This is a genomic window from Escherichia sp. WS1451 (assembly GCF_046487365.1).
In the GTDB taxonomy this organism is placed as follows: domain Bacteria; phylum Pseudomonadota; class Gammaproteobacteria; order Enterobacterales; family Enterobacteriaceae; genus Escherichia; species Escherichia coli.
In genome coordinates, this window is the sequence record NZ_JBJQJP010000035.1 from 1 (window position 1) to 17,243 (window position 17,243).

At 49.7% G+C, this 17,243-nt stretch carries 15 protein-coding genes and 1 pseudogene; 8 read left to right on the forward strand and 8 right to left on the reverse strand.

Translation table 11 applies throughout. The annotated features are described in order from the left end of the window. Positions 1-169: 169 nt before the first annotated feature. Together mobB and mobA are read right to left on the reverse strand one after the other, a co-directional pair. Positions 170-697: a molybdopterin-guanine dinucleotide biosynthesis protein MobB gene (gene mobB, locus ACJHX7_RS24695; protein WP_000907615.1), complete on the reverse strand. Its 528-nt coding sequence runs from the start codon at positions 695-697 to the stop codon at positions 170-172. Continuing rightward, entirely contained in the window at positions 679-1,263 is a 585-nt protein-coding gene (gene mobA / locus ACJHX7_RS24700) for a molybdenum cofactor guanylyltransferase MobA (protein WP_094030515.1), read from the reverse strand. The genes mobB and mobA overlap by 19 nt, the downstream gene beginning before the upstream one ends. Before the next feature lie 69 nt (positions 1,264-1,332). On the opposite strand from mobA, the gene ACJHX7_RS24705 reads away from it, so the two are divergent. The 4 genes from ACJHX7_RS24705 (at position 1,333) to ACJHX7_RS24720 (ending at position 4,893) form a co-directional block, all read left to right on the forward strand. Beyond that, positions 1,333-1,602 (forward strand): YihD family protein, encoded by a 270-nt coding sequence (locus ACJHX7_RS24705; protein WP_001295263.1) that lies wholly within the window; start codon positions 1,333-1,335, stop codon positions 1,600-1,602. Between the two features lie 76 nt (positions 1,603-1,678). Further along, a complete protein-coding gene (gene srkA, locus ACJHX7_RS24710) occupies positions 1,679-2,665 on the forward strand; it encodes a stress response kinase SrkA (RefSeq protein ID WP_001065516.1) in 987 nt (328 codons plus the stop codon). Positions 2,666-2,681: 16 nt separating this feature from the next. Further along, on the forward strand, positions 2,682-3,308 hold the full coding sequence (dsbA, locus tag ACJHX7_RS24715; protein ID WP_000725337.1) for a thiol:disulfide interchange protein DsbA: 627 nt from the start codon (positions 2,682-2,684) through the stop codon (positions 3,306-3,308). 154 nt (positions 3,309-3,462) lie between these two features. After that, positions 3,463-4,893 (forward strand): DUF945 family protein, encoded by a 1,431-nt coding sequence (locus ACJHX7_RS24720; protein ID WP_094030514.1) that lies wholly within the window; start codon positions 3,463-3,465, stop codon positions 4,891-4,893. A 40-nt stretch (positions 4,894-4,933) separates the two neighbouring features. On the opposite strand, the gene ACJHX7_RS24725 is transcribed toward ACJHX7_RS24720, so the two are convergent. Then, the gene (locus ACJHX7_RS24725) at positions 4,934-5,866 is read right to left on the reverse strand and encodes an acyltransferase (protein ID WP_001443189.1); all 933 of its coding nucleotides are present in this window, start codon (positions 5,864-5,866) and stop codon (positions 4,934-4,936) included. A gap of 363 nt (positions 5,867-6,229) precedes the next feature. Between ACJHX7_RS24725 and polA the strand changes: the two genes are divergently transcribed. After that, complete coding sequence (polA, locus tag ACJHX7_RS24730) at positions 6,230-9,016, forward strand: DNA polymerase I (protein ID WP_410231721.1); 2,787 nt, start codon at positions 6,230-6,232, stop codon at positions 9,014-9,016. 381 nt (positions 9,017-9,397) lie between these two features. Here the strand turns inward: polA and yihA are convergent, their stop codons facing one another. Then, positions 9,398-10,030: a ribosome biogenesis GTP-binding protein YihA/YsxC gene (gene yihA, locus ACJHX7_RS24735; RefSeq protein ID WP_000183349.1), complete on the reverse strand. Its 633-nt coding sequence runs from the start codon at positions 10,028-10,030 to the stop codon at positions 9,398-9,400. A 296-nt stretch (positions 10,031-10,326) separates the two neighbouring features. Here yihA and ACJHX7_RS24740 point away from each other — a divergent pair. The 3 genes and pseudogenes from ACJHX7_RS24740 (at position 10,327) to hemN (ending at position 12,683) form a co-directional block, all read left to right on the forward strand. Next, positions 10,327-10,493 (forward strand): annotated as a pseudogene (locus tag ACJHX7_RS24740) (hypothetical protein). 118 nt (positions 10,494-10,611) lie between these two features. Beyond that, on the forward strand, positions 10,612-11,121 hold the full coding sequence (gene yihI / locus ACJHX7_RS24745; RefSeq protein ID WP_001572146.1) for a Der GTPase-activating protein YihI: 510 nt from the start codon (positions 10,612-10,614) through the stop codon (positions 11,119-11,121). Positions 11,122-11,309: 188 nt separating this feature from the next. Beyond that, complete coding sequence (hemN, locus tag ACJHX7_RS24750; protein ID WP_001590951.1) at positions 11,310-12,683, forward strand: oxygen-independent coproporphyrinogen III oxidase; 1,374 nt, start codon at positions 11,310-11,312, stop codon at positions 12,681-12,683. A gap of 228 nt (positions 12,684-12,911) precedes the next feature. Here the strand turns inward: hemN and ACJHX7_RS24755 are convergent, their stop codons facing one another. From ACJHX7_RS24755 to glnA, 4 genes are all read right to left on the reverse strand, one after another. After that, on the reverse strand, positions 12,912-13,022 hold the full coding sequence (locus ACJHX7_RS24755; RefSeq protein WP_000893994.1) for a YshB family small membrane protein: 111 nt from the start codon (positions 13,020-13,022) through the stop codon (positions 12,912-12,914). Positions 13,023-13,133: 111 nt separating this feature from the next. Then, the gene (glnG, locus tag ACJHX7_RS24760; RefSeq protein ID WP_001188777.1) at positions 13,134-14,543 is read right to left on the reverse strand and encodes a nitrogen regulation protein NR(I); all 1,410 of its coding nucleotides are present in this window, start codon (positions 14,541-14,543) and stop codon (positions 13,134-13,136) included. 11 nt (positions 14,544-14,554) lie between these two features. After that, the gene (gene glnL / locus ACJHX7_RS24765; protein ID WP_000190575.1) at positions 14,555-15,604 is read right to left on the reverse strand and encodes a nitrogen regulation protein NR(II); all 1,050 of its coding nucleotides are present in this window, start codon (positions 15,602-15,604) and stop codon (positions 14,555-14,557) included. A gap of 173 nt (positions 15,605-15,777) precedes the next feature. Further along, on the reverse strand, positions 15,778-17,187 hold the full coding sequence (gene glnA, locus ACJHX7_RS24770; RefSeq protein WP_001271717.1) for a glutamate--ammonia ligase: 1,410 nt from the start codon (positions 17,185-17,187) through the stop codon (positions 15,778-15,780). Between the last annotated feature and the right edge of the window lie 56 nt (positions 17,188-17,243).

Sequence of the window (17,243 nt, forward strand, 5' to 3'; positions counted from 1 at the left end):
GAAGTGAAACGCCGTAGCGCCGATGGTAGTGTGGGGTCTCCCCATGCGAGAGTAGGGAACTGCCAGGCATCAAATTAAGCGAAAGGCCATCCGTCAGGATGGCCTTTTTGCGCTGGTGCAGAAAAAGGTCGGATGCGACGCTGGCGCGTCTGATCCAGCCTACTCTTGCTTATCCGTCCTGATTTTGCATCCACTCCACCACAAAATCAGCCAGCCCCTCAACATCATTAATATCCAGTAACGCGACATCAAGATTAAGCGGCACATCACTGGCTACAGCAATAACATGCCTGTCTATCACTAATTCTTCCGGTCGATGTCCGGCTCCATCGCGAAACAGCACAATCTTTGCGATCTCTTCATGCTTAAACCCTTCGACCAGAATCAAATCCAGCTTTGAGGTATCCATTCGACTTGCGAGAAAATGTAGATCCAGCTCTTCTTCGTCTGGTGTTTCCGTCATCAAGGCCCATCGTTGCTGGCTGGCAACGATGGTTTGTGCCGCGCCAGCCTTGCGCAGCTCATAGCTATCTTTGCCTGGCTTATCAACATCCATATCATGGTGCGTATGCTTAATCAGCCCTGGACGGATCCCTCTGGCGCATAATGCCGGGATCAGTTTTTTCAAAAGCGTAGTTTTTCCGGTGCCACTCCACGCGGCAAAGGCGAGTAACGGTATCATCGTTTTTCCTGCCACCGGGCAAGCTCCTCTGGCGTATTCACGTTTACAAATGCATCTTTATGATCGCTGAAATCAACCGCATGACCTCCAGCCAGACGCATAAATGCCATAACCCGGCGTTCTCCTGCTTGCAGATATTCTTGTAATAAAGGCTCAATTGCGCGGTTTACCAGAGCAATAGTCGGGTGATCGCGTTCACCGTCGTGGACCCACACGACAGGCGCATCTTTGCGCTGATGATTAAGCCGGGAGGCTAAATCATGGGGAATGTAAGGCGTATCGCACGGGCAAAACAAAAACCACTCACCCGCTTCCTGCTGCATTACTGAAAGCATTCCTGCCAGAGGGCCAGGGTAATCCGCCAGTGAATCTTCAATCACTTTCAGACCGCTTGCCTGATAGATTTCCTGATGACGATTAGCATTAACCACGACGTGAGAGAGCTGCGTCATAAGCGCGTCAGCGACATGTTGCCATAATGGTTTGCCGTTTAATTCAAGCAATCCTTTATCTACGCCGCCCATTCGTCTGGCTTTACCGCCCGCCAGCACAACGCCTGTTATCGTCGTCATCAGATTCACCGATATCGCCTCTTTTATTGTGGGATTGACCCTGCTAACGTGTCTGTCTCAAGAGTAAGGAGCATTACTATGAAATGTAAACGTCTGAATGAAGTTATTGAACTCCTCCAGCCAGCCTGGCAAAAAGAGCCAGACCTTAACCTGCTGCAATTTTTGCAGAAACTGGCGAAAGAGTCAGGTTTTGACGGCGAACTGGCGGATTTGACGGATGACATTCTGATCTATCACCTGAAAATGCGTGATTCCGCGAAAGATGCGGTGATCCCGGGTTTGCAGAAAGATTATGAAGAAGATTTCAAAACGGCGCTATTACGCGCACGTGGCGTAATTAAAGAGTAAAAGCTTGTAAGCGGTGCCACCAAAATCATCATGAAATGATATCCTTCATCATTCGTAATGTTTTCCGGATGATGGGATGAACAACAGCGCTTTTACTTTCCAGACACTACACCCGGATACCATCATGGATGCTCTGTTTGAGCAAGGGATCCGGGTGGATTCCGGTCTTACCCCGCTTAACAGCTATGAAAACCGTGTCTATCAATTTCAGGACGAAGATCGTCGACGTTTTGTCGTCAAATTTTATCGTCCTGAACGTTGGACAGCCGATCAAATCCTCGAAGAACATCAATTTGCGTTGCAGTTGGTAAATGATGAAGTTCCGGTCGCAGCACCTGTGGCCTTTAACGGTCAGACTTTATTGAATCATCAGGGATTTTATTTCGCTGTTTTTCCAAGCGTCGGTGGTCGCCAGTTCGAAGCTGATAATATCGATCAGATGGAAGCGGTTGGGCGTTATTTAGGGCGTATGCACCAGACGGGGCGCAAACAGCTTTTTATCCATCGCCCGACCATCGGTCTGAATGAATATCTCATTGAGCCTCGCAAGCTGTTTGAGGACGCTACACTGATACCTTCCGGGTTGAAAGCGGCATTTCTGAAAGCGACAGATGAGCTGATCGCCGCCGTTACAGCACACTGGCGGGAAGATTTCACCGTTCTGCGGCTACATGGAGACTGCCACGCTGGGAATATTCTCTGGCGCGATGGTCCAATGTTTGTTGATCTGGATGATGCACGTAATGGTCCGGCTATTCAGGATTTGTGGATGTTGCTCAATGGCGATAAAGCCGAGCAGCGGATGCAACTGGAAACTATTATTGAGGCTTATGAAGAATTTAGCGAGTTCGACACCGCTGAAATCGGACTGATTGAACCTTTACGCGCCATGCGTTTGGTTTATTATCTTGCCTGGCTAATGCGGCGTTGGGCTGATCCCGCGTTCCCGAAAAATTTCCCGTGGTTAACCGGGGAAGATTACTGGCTACGACAGACGGCGACTTTTATAGAACAGGCAAAAGTTCTACAAGAACCCCCTTTGCAATTAACACCTATGTATTAATCGGAGAGAGTAGATCATGAAAAAGATTTGGCTGGCGCTGGCTGGTTTAGTTTTAGCGTTTAGCGCATCGGCGGCGCAGTATGAAGATGGTAAACAGTACACTACCCTGGAAAAACCGGTAGCTGGCGCGCCGCAAGTGCTGGAGTTTTTCTCTTTCTTCTGCCCGCACTGCTATCAGTTTGAAGAAGTTCTGCATATTTCTGATAACGTGAAGAAAAAACTGCCGGAAGGCGTGAAGATGACTAAATACCACGTCAACTTCATGGGGGGTGACCTGGGCAAAGATCTGACTCAGGCATGGGCAGTGGCGATGGCACTGGGCGTGGAAGACAAAGTCACTGTTCCGCTGTTTGAAGGCGTACAGAAAACCCAGACCATTCGTTCAGCATCTGATATCCGCGATGTATTTATCAACGCAGGTATTAAAGGTGAAGAGTACGACGCGGCGTGGAACAGCTTCGTGGTGAAATCCCTGGTCGCTCAGCAGGAAAAAGCTGCAGCTGACGTGCAATTGCGTGGTGTTCCGGCGATGTTTGTTAACGGTAAATATCAGCTGAATCCGCAGGGTATGGATACCAGCAATATGGATGTTTTTGTTCAGCAGTATGCTGATACAGTGAAATATCTGTCCGAGAAAAAATAATTCAATGTAAATTACATAAAGTCCGTGAATATTCACGGGCTTTTTTTATTATTTAATAAATATAAATACATTCTGATAATGCGTCCTGCCGCTGGACATTATTTCAGCATAAGTGGATATTCAAAGTTTTGCTGTTTTATCAGGGAATATTTATATGATACGTAAGTCAGCTACAGGTGTTATTGTTGCGTTAGCCGTAATCTGGGGTGGTGGCACATGGTACACAGGTACGCAAATTCAGCCTGGTGTCGAAAAGTTTATTAAAGATTTTAACGATGCTAAAAAGAAAGGTGAACATGCCTACGATATGACGTTAAGTTATAAAAACTTTGACAAAGGCTTTTTTAATTCTCATTTTCAAATGCAAATAACATTTGATAACGGTGCACCCGATCTCAATATCAAGCCAGGCCAGAAAGTTGCATTTGATGTGGATGTTGAGCACGGTCCGTTGCCCATCACAATGTTAATGCGTGGTAATGTCATCCCCGCACTGGCAGCGGCAAAAGTGAACTTAGTGAATAATGAACTGACACAACCGCTATTTATCGCCGCAAAAAATAAATCGCCCGTGGAAGCGACATTGCGATTCGCGTTTGGTGGCTCATTCTCCACGACATTAGATGTTGCCCCTGCAAAATATGGAAAGTTTTCTTTTGGTGAGGGCCAGTTTACTTTTAATGGTGATGGTAGTTCATTGTCTAACCTGGATAGTGAAGGCAAAGTCGAAGATATTGTTCTGCAATTTTCACCAATGAACAAAGTAACGGCGAAAAGTTTTACCTTTGATTCTCTGACACGATTAGAAGAAAAGAAATTTCCGGTTGGTGAAAGCGAGTCGAAATTTAATCAGGTTAATATTATCAACCAGGGGGAAGTCGTTGCCCAAATCGATGCTTTCGTTGCAAAAACCAGGCTGGATCGCGTTAAAGACAAAGATTATATCAATGTCAATCTGACCTACGAACTTGATAAGTTAATAAAAGGGAATCAGCAACTCGGTAGTGGTGAGTGGTCATTGATTGCTGAATCTATTGATCCGTCAGCGGTGCGCCAATTTATCATCCAGTATAACATTGCGATGCAGAAGCACCTTGCTGCACACCCTGAGTTAGCAAACGATGAAGTTGCTCTGCAAGAAGTGAATGCTGCATTGTTCAAAGAGTATTTACCGTTATTACAAAAAAGTGAGCCGACCATTAAACAACCGGTAAGATGGAAGAACGCACTCGGCGAACTAAATGCCAATCTGGATATCAGTATTGCCGACCCAGCCAAATCTTCATCATCCACAAACAAAGATATTAAATCGCTCAATTTTGATGTGAAGTTACCGCTTAATGTCGTCACAGAAACCGCAAAACAGCTTAATTTATCTGAAGGGATGGATGCTGAAAAAGCGCAAAAGCAGGCTGATAAACAAATCAGCGGGATGATGACCTTAGGTCAGATGTTTCAGTTAATCACGATTGACAACAATACCGCCTCGCTGCAGCTGCGTTATACACCGGGTAAAGTTGTTTTTAACGGACAGGAGATGAGCGAAGAAGAATTTATGTCTCGTGCCGGACGTTTTGTTCATTAAAATACTCACTCGCCTCTGCTCATTCAGAGGCGAGTAAAACTTACTTTTCCTGCCGCTGTGATGACATCAACGATGTCAGAAGCCGGTCTTTTTCCTGCCACAATGAGTTCAGCCATTGCTGAAAATGGCGCTTAAAGCTTTTGTCATTGATGTAGTCGCCATGTAACTCATCGGCAATAGGCTGTAAATCCACATGTACGACAATTCGCGTCAGTTTACCGCTTAACATATCGAAGAACGGCTGACGGTTATTGTCCGGATAACACAGCGTAACATTAAGCAGTTTATCGAATTGTTTACCCAGTACATTTAGCGCCATCGCAATGCCTGCCGCCTTTGGTGGCAACAAGTTTTGAAAAGTGGAGTGGGTTTGCTGATGTTTTTCTTGCGTGAAACGGGAGCCTTCAACGAAATTGACAATGGTGGTGGGATGCAGGCGAAACTTTTCACAAGAACGCCGAGTGGTTTCAACATCTTTACCACGTCGCTCCGGATGACGTAATAAATAAGCGCGGGAATAACGCTTCATAAACGGCATATCCAGCGCCCAGCACGCCAGGCCAAGAAATGGCACCCAGGCCAGCTGTTGCTTGAGGAAATATTTATTCATCGGAATGTGCTTACGAAACAGCACGCACAGTACGACAATATCTGCCCAACTACGGTGGTTACAAATAAGCAGATACCAGTTCTTCTTACTTAACCCTTCCAGCCCGTGAACTTCCCATTGCAGGTGTGGGTTCAGATGCAGTAATACCGCCAGACCTTCACACCAGCAATACATCATAAAATCACAAAAACGCGAAACCTTTCGCCAAATGACTGGCACAGGTAGCAATAGTTTTACAATCCCGGCAATGATGATCGGGACGGAACAAAAAATAGTGACCAAAATGGTCAATACGATACTCAGCAAAAGGGTTATCGCAGCGAGTATTCTCGTCATAATGAATTTATTCAAAAGGTTAGCCATAGACAGTGCGCTAAAGAAGCGCAAGGCGCAGATTTTAGCAGAAAACGACCCAAATAACGGATGATCCTTAAGGAGAAAAATAATTCATATCTATCCACATTAGAAAAAATCCCATTATCTCAATTATTAGGGATGGCTTTATTTTTAACTGCATGAAAAACAAAGATAAACATCATGCTGTAAAAAGCATGATAATAAATTAAAAGTGATGTAAATAATTTATGCACAAAGTTATCCACATGACGATTTGCGAGCGATCCAGAAGATCTACAAAAGATTTTCACGAAAAGCGGTGAAAAACTCATGTTTTCATCCTGTCTGTGGCATCCTTTACCCATAATCTGATAAACAGGCACGGACATTATGGTTCAGATCCCCCAAAATCCACTTATCCTTGTAGATGGTTCATCTTATCTTTATCGCGCATATCACGCGTTTCCCCCGCTGACTAACAGTGCAGGCGAGCCGACTGGTGCGATGTATGGTGTCCTCAACATGCTGCGCAGTCTGATCATGCAATATAAACCGACGCATGCAGCGGTGGTCTTTGACGCCAAGGGAAAAACCTTTCGTGATGAACTGTTTGAACATTACAAATCACATCGCCCGCCAATGCCGGACGATCTGCGAGCACAAATCGAACCTCTGCACGCGATGGTTAAAGCGATGGGACTGCCGCTGCTGGCGGTTTCTGGCGTAGAAGCGGACGACGTTATCGGTACTCTGGCGCGCGAAGCCGAAAAAGCCGGGCGTCCGGTGCTGATCAGCACTGGCGATAAAGATATGGCGCAGCTGGTGACGCCAAATATTACGCTTATCAATACCATGACGAATACCATCCTCGGACCGGAAGAGGTGGTGAATAAGTACGGCGTGCCGCCAGAACTGATCATCGATTTCCTGGCGCTGATGGGTGACTCCTCTGATAACATTCCTGGCGTACCGGGCGTCGGTGAAAAAACCGCGCAGGCATTGCTGCAAGGTCTTGGCGGACTGGATACGCTGTATGCCGAGCCAGACAAAATTGCTGGGTTGAGCTTCCGTGGCGCGAAAACAATGGCAGCGAAGCTCGAGCAAAACAAAGAAGTTGCTTATCTCTCATACCAGCTGGCGACGATTAAAACCGACGTTGAACTGGAGCTGACCTGTGAACAACTGGAAGTGCAGCCACCGGCGGCGGAAGAGTTGTTAGGGCTGTTCAAAAAGTATGAGTTCAAACGCTGGACTGCTGATGTCGAAGCGGGCAAATGGCTACAGGCCAAAGGGGCGAAACCCGCAGCCAAGCCGCAGGAAACCAGTGTTGCAGACGAAGCGCCAGAAGTGACGGCAACGGTGATTTCTTATGACAACTACGTCACCATCCTTGATGAAGAAACACTGAAAGAGTGGATTGCGAAGCTGGAAAAAGCGCCGGTATTTGCATTTGATACCGAAACCGACAGCCTTGATAACATCTCTGCTAACCTGGTCGGGCTTTCTTTTGCTATCGAGCCAGGCGTAGCGGCATATATTCCGGTTGCTCATGATTATCTTGATGCGCCCGATCAAATCTCTCGCGAGCGTGCACTCGAGTTGCTAAAACCGCTGCTGGAAGATGAAAAGGCGCTGAAGGTCGGGCAAAACCTGAAATACGATCGCGGTATTCTGGCGAACTACGGCATTGAACTACGTGGGATTGCGTTTGATACCATGCTGGAGTCCTACATTCTCAATAGCGTTGCCGGGCGTCACGATATGGACAGCCTCGCGGAACGTTGGTTGAAGCACAAAACCATCACTTTTGAAGAGATTGCGGGTAAAGGCAAAAATCAACTGACCTTTAACCAGATTGCCCTCGAAGAAGCCGGACGTTACGCCGCCGAAGATGCAGATGTCACCTTGCAGTTGCATCTGAAAATGTGGCCGGATCTGCAAAAACACAAAGGGCCGTTGAACGTCTTCGAGAATATCGAAATGCCGCTGGTGCCGGTGCTTTCACGCATTGAACGTAACGGTGTGAAGATCGATCCGAAAGTACTGCACAATCACTCTGAAGAGCTCACCTTGCGTCTGGCTGAGCTGGAAAAGAAAGCGCATGAAATTGCAGGTGAAGAATTTAACCTTTCTTCCACCAAGCAGTTACAAACCATTCTGTTTGAAAAACAGGGCATTAAACCGCTGAAGAAAACGCCGGGTGGCGCGCCGTCAACGTCGGAAGAGGTACTGGAAGAACTGGCGCTGGACTATCCGTTGCCAAAAGTGATTCTGGAGTATCGTGGTCTGGCGAAGCTGAAATCGACCTACACCGACAAGCTGCCGCTGATGATCAACCCGAAAACCGGGCGTGTACATACCTCTTATCACCAGGCAGTAACCGCAACGGGACGTTTATCGTCAACCGATCCTAACCTGCAAAACATTCCGGTGCGTAATGAAGAAGGTCGTCGTATCCGCCAGGCGTTTATTGCGCCAGAGGATTATGTGATTGTCTCGGCGGACTACTCGCAGATTGAACTGCGCATTATGGCGCATCTCTCGCGTGACAAAGGCTTGCTGACCGCATTCGCGGAAGGAAAAGATATCCACCGGGCTACGGCGGCAGAAGTGTTTGGTTTGCCACTGGAAACCGTAACCAGCGAGCAACGCCGTAGCGCGAAAGCGATCAACTTTGGTCTGATTTATGGCATGAGTGCTTTCGGCCTGGCGCGGCAATTGAACATTCCACGTAAAGAAGCGCAGAAGTACATGGACCTTTACTTCGAACGCTACCCTGGCGTGCTGGAGTATATGGAACGCACCCGTGCTCAGGCGAAAGAGCAGGGCTACGTTGAAACGCTGGACGGACGCCGTCTGTATCTGCCGGATATCAAATCCAGCAATGGTGCTCGTCGTGCAGCGGCTGAACGTGCAGCCATTAACGCGCCAATGCAGGGAACCGCCGCCGACATTATCAAACGGGCGATGATTGCCGTTGATGCGTGGCTACAGGCTGAGCAACCGCGTGTACGTATGATCATGCAGGTACACGATGAACTGGTATTTGAAGTTCATAAAGATGATGTCGATGCCGTCGCGAAGCAGATTCATCAACTGATGGAAAACTGTACCCGTCTGGATGTGCCGTTGCTGGTGGAAGTGGGGAGTGGCGAAAACTGGGATCAGGCGCACTAAGATTCGCCTGAACATGCCCTTTTTTCGTAAGTAAGCAACATAAGCTGTCACGTTTTGTGATGGCTATTAGAAATTCCTATGCAACAACTGAAAAAAAATTACAAAAAATGCTTTCTGAACTGAACAAAAAAGAGTAAAGTTAGTCGCGTAGGGTACAGAGGTAAGATGTTCTATCTTTCAGACCTTTTACTTCACGTAATCGGATTTGGCTGAATATTTTAGCCGCCCCAGTCAGTAATGACTGGGGCGTTTTTTATTGGGCGAAAGAAAAGATCCGTAATGCCTGATGCGCCATGTTTATCAGGCCAACGGTAGAAGTGTAATCTATTGAATTTACTGGCCGGATACGCCACATCCGGCACAAGCATTAAGGCAAGAAAATTATTCGCCGTCCTGCGTTTCTTCTACAGGCTGCATCTCGCTAAACCAGGTATCCAGTTTCTGCCGCAGCTTGTCCACGCCTTGTTTCTTCAGTGAAGAGAAGGTTTCAACCTGCACATCACCGTTAAACGCCAGCACCGCTTCACGCACCATATTCAATTGCGCTTTACGTGCGCCGCTTGCCAGTTTGTCCGCTTTGGTCAGCAGCACCAGCACGGCGATATTGCTGTCTACCGCCCACTCAATCATCTGCTGATCCAAATCTTTCAGCGGATGGCGAATATCCATTAGCACCACCAGACCTTGCAGGCTCTGACGTTTTTCGAGGTACTCGCCGAGCGCGCGCTGCCATTTGCGCTTCATCTCTTCCGGGACTTCCGCATAACCGTACCCAGGCAAGTCAACCAGACGCTTGCCGTCAGCCACTTCAAACAGGTTGATAAGCTGGGTGCGCCCTGGGGTTTTTGAGGTCCGCGCCAGGCTTTTCTGGTTAGTCAGCGTGTTCAGCGCGCTGGATTTACCTGCGTTGGAACGGCCTGCAAAAGCCACTTCAATTCCGGTATCGGAAGGTAGGTGGCGAATATCAGGCGCACTCATCACAAAATGCGTCTGTTGATAATTCAAATTAGTCAAAGCGGTCGTCTCCGTCAGTCAAAGCTTTGCGGCGATTATACCTGAACCATAATAAAAGGCGGATTTTTCGGCGTGAGCGTTGTAAGTAAAAGCCATACGCTTTGTGAGACATTGCCGATAGTCTTTATGCGAAATAGCAGAGAAAATTCTGCGATGCATGTCAAATAAGCTATATAAATCAGTTAATTGCTTTTATATAAAACTCTGAAAATGTGCAAATACTGATGGCGGTTGATTGTTTGTTTAAAGCAAAGGCGTAAAGTAGCACCCATAGAGCGAGGACGCTAACAGGAACAATGACTCAGGATGAGGGTCAGGAGCGCCAGGAGGCGAAGACAGAGGATTGTCAGGAAGACAAACGTCCGGAGACGTAATTAAACGGAAATGGAATCAACACGGATTGTTCCGGCTAATGGAAAAACAGGGTGTGTTGGCGGCCTGCAAGGATTGTAAGACCCGTTAAGGGTTATGAGTCAGGAAAAAAGGCGACAGAGTAATCTGTCGCCTTTTTTCTTTGCTTGCTTTCTGTTAGATTCCGCCGCAAATCTATACTGAATAAAACGGCTAAAAGACGAACCATTATGAAACCATCATCTTCAAACTCACGCAGCAAAGGTCATGCAAAAGCGCGTCGAAAAACACGCGAGGAGCTGGATCAGGAAGCTCGTGACCGTAAGCGTCAGAAAAAACGTCGTGGTCATGCGCCGGGCAGCCGCGCAGCGGGCGGTAACACCTCGTCAGGCAGCAAAGGCCAGAACGCACCAAAAGATCCACGTATTGGCAGTAAAACCCCTATTCCATTGGGCGTGACTGAAAAAGTCACCAAACAGCACAAACCGAAGAGTGAGAAACCTATGCTTTCACCGCAGGCGGAGTTGGAATTACTGGAAACGGATGAGCGTCTGGATGCGCTGCTGGAACGTCTGGAAGCAGGCGAAACCCTGAGCGCCGAAGAGCAATCCTGGGTGGATGCTAAACTGGATCGTATTGATGAGTTGATGCAGAAACTCGGCCTCTCTTATGACGATGACGAAGAAGAGGAAGAAGACGAGAAGCAAGAAGACATGATGCGTCTGCTGCGGGGCAACTAACGGATTGCCGCCGTGGGCCTTCCCGTTCTGCTGATAACCCTTCCGGTTATATGTTATCTGGTGTGGTTATTCGTTAAACTACAGCGGTTGTCGCGGCGACAAAAGTGGCTGCGCAACCGGCTGATGACCCGAAACGGGCATCCGCCGGTACGCCGTAGCCGCCAGAGACGCCATCGGAAGGAGTGAGCATGTCTGTACAGCAAATCGACTGGGATCTGGCCCTGATCCAGAAATATAACTATTCCGGGCCACGATACACCTCGTACCCGACCGCGCTGGAGTTTTCAGAAGACTTCGGCGAACAGGCGTTTTTACAAGCCGTGGCGCGCTATCCTGAGCGTCCATTATCTCTCTACGTACATATTCCGTTCTGCCATAAGCTTTGTTACTTCTGCGGTTGCAATAAGATAGTTACTCGCCAGCAGCACAAGGCCGATCAGTATCTGGACGCGCTGGAGCAAGAAATCGTCCATCGTGCACCGCTTTTTGCCGGGCGCAAGGTGAGCCAGCTGCACTGGGGCGGTGGTACGCCGACGTATCTGAACAAAGCGCAAATCAGCCGTCTGATGAAGCTGCTGCGCGAAAACTTCCAGTTCAATGCCGATGCGGAGATTTCGATCGAAGTCGATCCGCGCGAAATCGAACTGGATGTACTCGATCATTTACGCGCCGAGGGCTTTAATCGCCTGAGCATGGGCGTGCAGGACTTCAACAAAGAAGTGCAACGTCTGGTTAACCGCGAGCAGGATGAAGAGTTCATCTTTGCACTGCTTAACCATGCGCGTGAGATTGGCTTTACCTCCACCAACATCGACCTGATTTACGGTCTGCCGAAACAGACGCCGGAAAGTTTTGCCTTTACCCTGAAACGTGTGGCGGAGCTGAACCCCGATCGTCTGAGCGTCTTTAACTACGCGCATTTGCCGACCATTTTTGCTGCTCAGCGCAAAATCAAAGATGCTGACCTGCCGAGTCCGCAGCAAAAACTCGATATCCTGCAGGAAACCATTGCCTTCCTGACGCAATCGGGCTATCAGTTTATCGGGATGGATCACTTTGCCCGCCCGGATGACGAGCTGGCGGTGGCCCAGCGTGAAGGCGTGCTGCATCGTAACTTCCAGGGCTACACCACTCAGGGCGATACCGATCTGCTGGGGATGGGCGTTTCCGCCATCAGTATGATTGGCGACTGCTACGCGCAGAACCAGAAAGAGTTGAAGCACTACTATCAGCAAGTGGATGAACAAGGCAACGCGCTGTGGCGTGGTATTGCGCTAACGCGTGATGACTGTATTCGCCGCGATGTGATTAAGTCGCTCATCTGCAACTTCCGTCTGGATTACGCTCCCATTGAGCAACAGTGGGATTTGCACTTCGCTGATTACTTTGCGGAAGATCTCAAGCTGCTCGCCCCGTTAGCAAAAGATGGGCTGGTGGATGTGGATGAGAAGGGGATTCAGGTGACGGCGAAAGGTCGCTTGCTGATCCGCAACATTTGCATGTGCTTTGATACCTATCTGCGCCAGAAAGCGCGGATGCAGCAGTTCTCACGGGTGATTTAAATAGTGAATGGCGCTTCGTTTACAAAGTAGAAAACGAAAGCGCCATCAATGTGCTGAGAACAAGATTGCCTGATGCGCTGGGCAACAAAACCTGTAGAAATTATTGCTTTTGTAGGCCAGATAAGGCGTTTACGCCGCATCTGGCATCTGAGCATGATGCCTGATGCGACGCTGGTCGCGTCTTATCAGGCCTACGACTTTCTCCGCATCCGGCATAAACAACGAGCTTCAGCTAAACAGCCCAATCATCGCGGCACACAGCACGGCAGCAACGGCAGTTTGTGGTGTGTGGCTGTCAACTGCGCCACTCGATACCAGATTAATTATTGATTCCAGCATAATGACTCTCCCCGTTTTCCGGGCAAGATCATACTGAACTTATCGGAACAGTAAAGCGCAAAATACCAGCAATTTGCGCTCAATAATCAATCTTTACTCACAAGCCGTGAATCACTCCATCCCTAGCTCTTTTAACTTACGCGTCAGGGTGTTGCGGCCCCAGCCGAGTAGCCGCGCCGCTTCCTGTTTATGCCCCTGCGTATGTCGCAACGCGGTCGTCAGTAACGTCCGCTCCAGCTCAGGCTGCGCTTCGGAAAGCAGGTTTTGATGACCGGAACGCAGCGCCCTGTCTGCCCACTGCGCTAACAGCGTCGCCCAACTGTCCGGTTGCATTTGCGAAGTACTCTCCGCAACCGTTGATTCAAACAGTTCGCCAGGCAAATCCTGAATCAACACTTCCTGTCCGGCAGCCATTACCGTTAGCCAGCGGCAGGTGTTTTCCAGCTGGCGCACGTTGCCTGGCCATGCCAGACGCGTCAGCGCGGCTTCGGTTTCCGGATGCAGCAACTTCGCTTCTACGCCCAGCTCTCGCGCGGCAACCTGTAAAAAATGGCGTGCCAGACGGGGAATATCTTCCCGACGCTCACGCAGTGGCGGCAAATGAACGCGGATAACGTTCAGGCGGTGGAACAGATCCTCACGGAACTTACCTTCCTGCACCCGCTGTTCAAGATTCTGGTGAGTGGCAGCGATAATCCGCACATCCACTTTCACCGGCGCATAGCCGCCAACGCGATAAAACTGACCGTCTGCCAGCACGCGCAGCAAACGGGTCTGCACATCCAGCGGCATATCGCCAATTTCATCGAGGAATAATGTGCCACCATCGGCCTGTTCAAAACGCCCCTGACGAATGGTATTCGCGCCGGTAAACGCGCCTTTCTCGTGACCAAACAGTTCTGATTCGATCAAATCCTTCGGAATAGCCGCCATATTCAGCGCGATAAATGGCGCTTTGGCTCGCGGACTGTGGCGATGCAGGGCATGAGCGACCAGTTCTTTACCGGTGCCGGATTCGCCGTTAATCAGCACGCTAATAGAAGAACGCGAAAGCCGACCGATAATACGGAACACGTCCTGCATGGCTGGCGCTTCGCCGATGATATCGGTCGTTGGGCCGTTAAGCTGAACATTACGCGGCTGCTGCTGTTCCTGATAATGGCTGATGGCGCGCTCAACCAGCGCCACGGCTTCGTCGATATCAAACGGTTTGGGCAGATAATCAAACGCCCCTTGTTGATAGGCGCTGACGGCAGCATCCAGATCGGAATGTGCGGTCATAATGATGACCGGAAGCATCGGATGGCGCTGTTTAATCTGCTTGAGCAGCGCCAGCCCGTCCATTCCCGGCATACGGATATCTGAAAGCAGCACATCCGGCGTTTTGCTCGCCAGCGCCTCCAGTACTTCCGCGCCGTTCTCAAATGTCGTACAGGTTAAACCCGCTCCAGCGAGCGCACGTTCAAGCACCCAACGGATGGAACTATCGTCATCGACTACCCAGACTATCCCTCGTTGCATAAACGTCACCTTTATTTCCTGATAGGCAGGTAAACCGAGAACTCGGTATGACCTGGCCAACTGGTAAATTCAATTTTGCCTGAATGCTGATCAATCAAATTACGGGCGATGGATAAGCCAAGCCCGGTGCCACCTTCGCGGCCGCTGACCATCGGGTAAAACAGCGTATCCTGCAAATGAGGCGGAATACCTGGCCCGTTATCTTCCACATCAATTCGCGCCGCCAGCCGATAACGCTCGCCGTGTAAGGTCAGTTGAAACGCGGTGCGGGTACGCAGAATGATTTCACCACCCTCCGGCCCCAGCGCCTGTAGCGCATTGCGCACAATATTCAGCAAGACCTGTTCAATTTGATCCGGGTCGTGCGCCAGTTCCGGCAGGCTGGGGTCGTAATCCCGAATCAACCGCACGTTGCTCGGCAGTTCCATCGACACCAGCGTCACCACGCGTTCAGCCACTTTGTGAATACTTTCGGTAATACGCGTACCGGGCAGCTGCGGCCCCAACAGACGGTCGACCAGATTTCGCAGCCGGTCCGCCTGTTCGATAATCACTTTGGTATATTCGAGTAGTGACGGGTCAGGTAATGCTTTGCTGAGCAGCTGCGCCGCGCCACGTAAACCGCCAAGCGGATTTTTAATCTCATGTGCCAGGCCGCGCACTAAATCACGGGCAGCAACCTGCTGGGCGTGCTGTAGCTGTTCCTGACTTAAGCGGCGCTGGTTATCCATCGGTGCCATCTCCAGCAGGATCATGCCGTCCGGCATACGCTGAGCCGTCACAGAAAGGATATGCGAGCGCCCGTCGATGACCAGCGTCACTTCGTTATCGGTAAAGCCTTGCCCCGCCTCCAGACTTTCTTGCATCAGCTCGATATTTAATGAGAAGTAGCTCAACAGTTCCGGTAACGGCGTACCAAACAATTTGCGGGAGCTTTGGGCGAGCAGTTGTTGCGCGGCGGGGTTGGCGTAATGGATCGCCAGATTGTCATCAATTAACAAAATACTGTTAATCAGCGAGTTGAGGATCTGCCCAGCATCGGGCTGCGTGCCTGTTGCCATAAAGCAGTCTCCTGAACAGGTTGCACCATTTTAGTGCATTATAGCTTTTTACGGATAAAAAGCGCGAAGCATCAGAGAATTGACGGAGAAAAAAGCCCATGCAGAGATGGGCTGAAAGTTTCCACGGCAACTAAATCCCAGCGTTGTTGCGCCGGGTAGTACAACTTCAACTATTAGACGCTGTAGTACAGCTCAAACTCTACCGGATGCGGAGTCATACGCACACGGTCATCTTCTTCGCGACGCAGAGCGATGTACGCATCGATCGCTTCATCAGTGAACACGCCACCGGCTTTCAGGAACTCGCGGTCCAGATCCAGTTCGTTCAGTGCTTCTTCCAGAGAACCAGCAACCTGTGGGATCTCTTTCGCTTCTTCCGGCGGCAGGTCATACAGGTTTTTGTCCATGGCTTCGCCCGGATGGATCTTGTTCTTGATACCGTCAAGACCGGCCATCAGCAGGGCAGCAAAACACAGGTACGGGTTAGCCGCCGGGTCCGGGAAACGTACTTCGATACGACGTGCTTTCGGAGAAGAAACCACCGGAATACGGATAGACGCAGAACGGTTACGCGCAGAGTAAGCCAGCATTACCGGTGCTTCGTAGCCCGGGACCAGACGCTTGTAAGAGTTGGTGGTCGGGTTTGCCAGGGCATTAATCGCTTTCGCGTGTTTGATTACGCCGCCAATATAGTACAGCGCCTGCTCAGACAGACCTGCGTATTTGTCGCCTGCGAACAGGTTGACGCCGTTTTTAGACAGCGACATGTGGCAGTGCATACCGGAGCCGTTATCACCGAACATCGGTTTTGGCATAAAGGTCGCAGTTTTACCGAAGCGGTGCGCTACGTTGTGCACAACATATTTGTAGATCTGAATCTCGTCAGCTTTTTTGGTCATGGTATTGAAGCGGGTAGCCACTTCGTTCTGACCAGCAGTCGCTACTTCGTGGTGATGGGCTTCAACCACCAGACCCATCTGTTCCATCACCAGACACATTTCAGAACGAATGTCCTGAGCAGAGTCTACCGGCGGAACCGGGAAGTAACCGCCTTTCACTGCCGGACGGTGACCTTTGTTACCACCTTCGTATTGGGTGGAGGAGTTCCATGCACCTTCGATATCATCGATAGCAACGTGGGAACCGGAGATAGATGATCCGAAACGGATGTCATCGAACAGGAAGAATTCAGGTTCTGGCCCGAACAGTACGGTGTCGGCAATGCCAGTAGAACGCAGGTAATCTTCAGCGCGCTTCGCAATGGAGCGTGGGTCACGGTCATAGCCTTGCAGGGTGCCAGGTTCAAGGATGTCGCAACGGATAATCAGGGTAGAGTCGGCGAAGAATGGGTCAATCACTGCGGTGGATGCGTCTGGCATCAGCACCATGTCGGATTCGTTAATGCCTTTCCAGCCGCCAATCGAGGAGCCGTCAAACATTTTGCCTTCTTCGAAGAATTCAGCATTCACCTGATGAGCAGGGATAGTGACGTGCTGTTCTTTACCTTTGGTATCGGTGAAGCGCAAATCAACAAACTTCACTTCGTGCTCGTTCAGCATCGTCAGTACGTGTTCAGCGGACATACTTTAACTCTCCTGGATTGGTCATGGTCGTCGTGGTAACGAAATCTGCAATTATT

What these genes read in the sequence shown, in the direction of transcription:
- ACJHX7_RS24705 (WP_001295263.1), top strand. Translation starts at nt 1,333, where the DNA reads ATGAAATGTAAACGTCTGAATGAAGTTATTGAACTCCTCCAGCCAGCC.
- srkA (WP_001065516.1), top strand. Translation starts at nt 1,679, where the DNA reads ATGAACAACAGCGCTTTTACTTTCCAGACACTACACCCGGATACCATC.
- dsbA (WP_000725337.1), top strand. Translation starts at nt 2,682, where the DNA reads ATGAAAAAGATTTGGCTGGCGCTGGCTGGTTTAGTTTTAGCGTTTAGC.
- ACJHX7_RS24720 (WP_094030514.1), top strand. Translation starts at nt 3,463, where the DNA reads ATGATACGTAAGTCAGCTACAGGTGTTATTGTTGCGTTAGCCGTAATC.
- ACJHX7_RS24725 (WP_001443189.1), bottom strand. Translation starts at nt 5,866, where the DNA reads ATGGCTAACCTTTTGAATAAATTCATTATGACGAGAATACTCGCTGCG.
- polA (WP_410231721.1), top strand. Translation starts at nt 6,230, where the DNA reads ATGGTTCAGATCCCCCAAAATCCACTTATCCTTGTAGATGGTTCATCT.
- yihI (WP_001572146.1), top strand. Translation starts at nt 10,612, where the DNA reads ATGAAACCATCATCTTCAAACTCACGCAGCAAAGGTCATGCAAAAGCG.
- hemN (WP_001590951.1), top strand. Translation starts at nt 11,310, where the DNA reads ATGTCTGTACAGCAAATCGACTGGGATCTGGCCCTGATCCAGAAATAT.
- ACJHX7_RS24755 (WP_000893994.1), bottom strand. Translation starts at nt 13,022, where the DNA reads ATGCTGGAATCAATAATTAATCTGGTATCGAGTGGCGCAGTTGACAGC.
- glnG (WP_001188777.1), bottom strand. Translation starts at nt 14,543, where the DNA reads ATGCAACGAGGGATAGTCTGGGTAGTCGATGACGATAGTTCCATCCGT.
- glnL (WP_000190575.1), bottom strand. Translation starts at nt 15,604, where the DNA reads ATGGCAACAGGCACGCAGCCCGATGCTGGGCAGATCCTCAACTCGCTG.
- glnA (WP_001271717.1), bottom strand. Translation starts at nt 17,187, where the DNA reads ATGTCCGCTGAACACGTACTGACGATGCTGAACGAGCACGAAGTGAAG.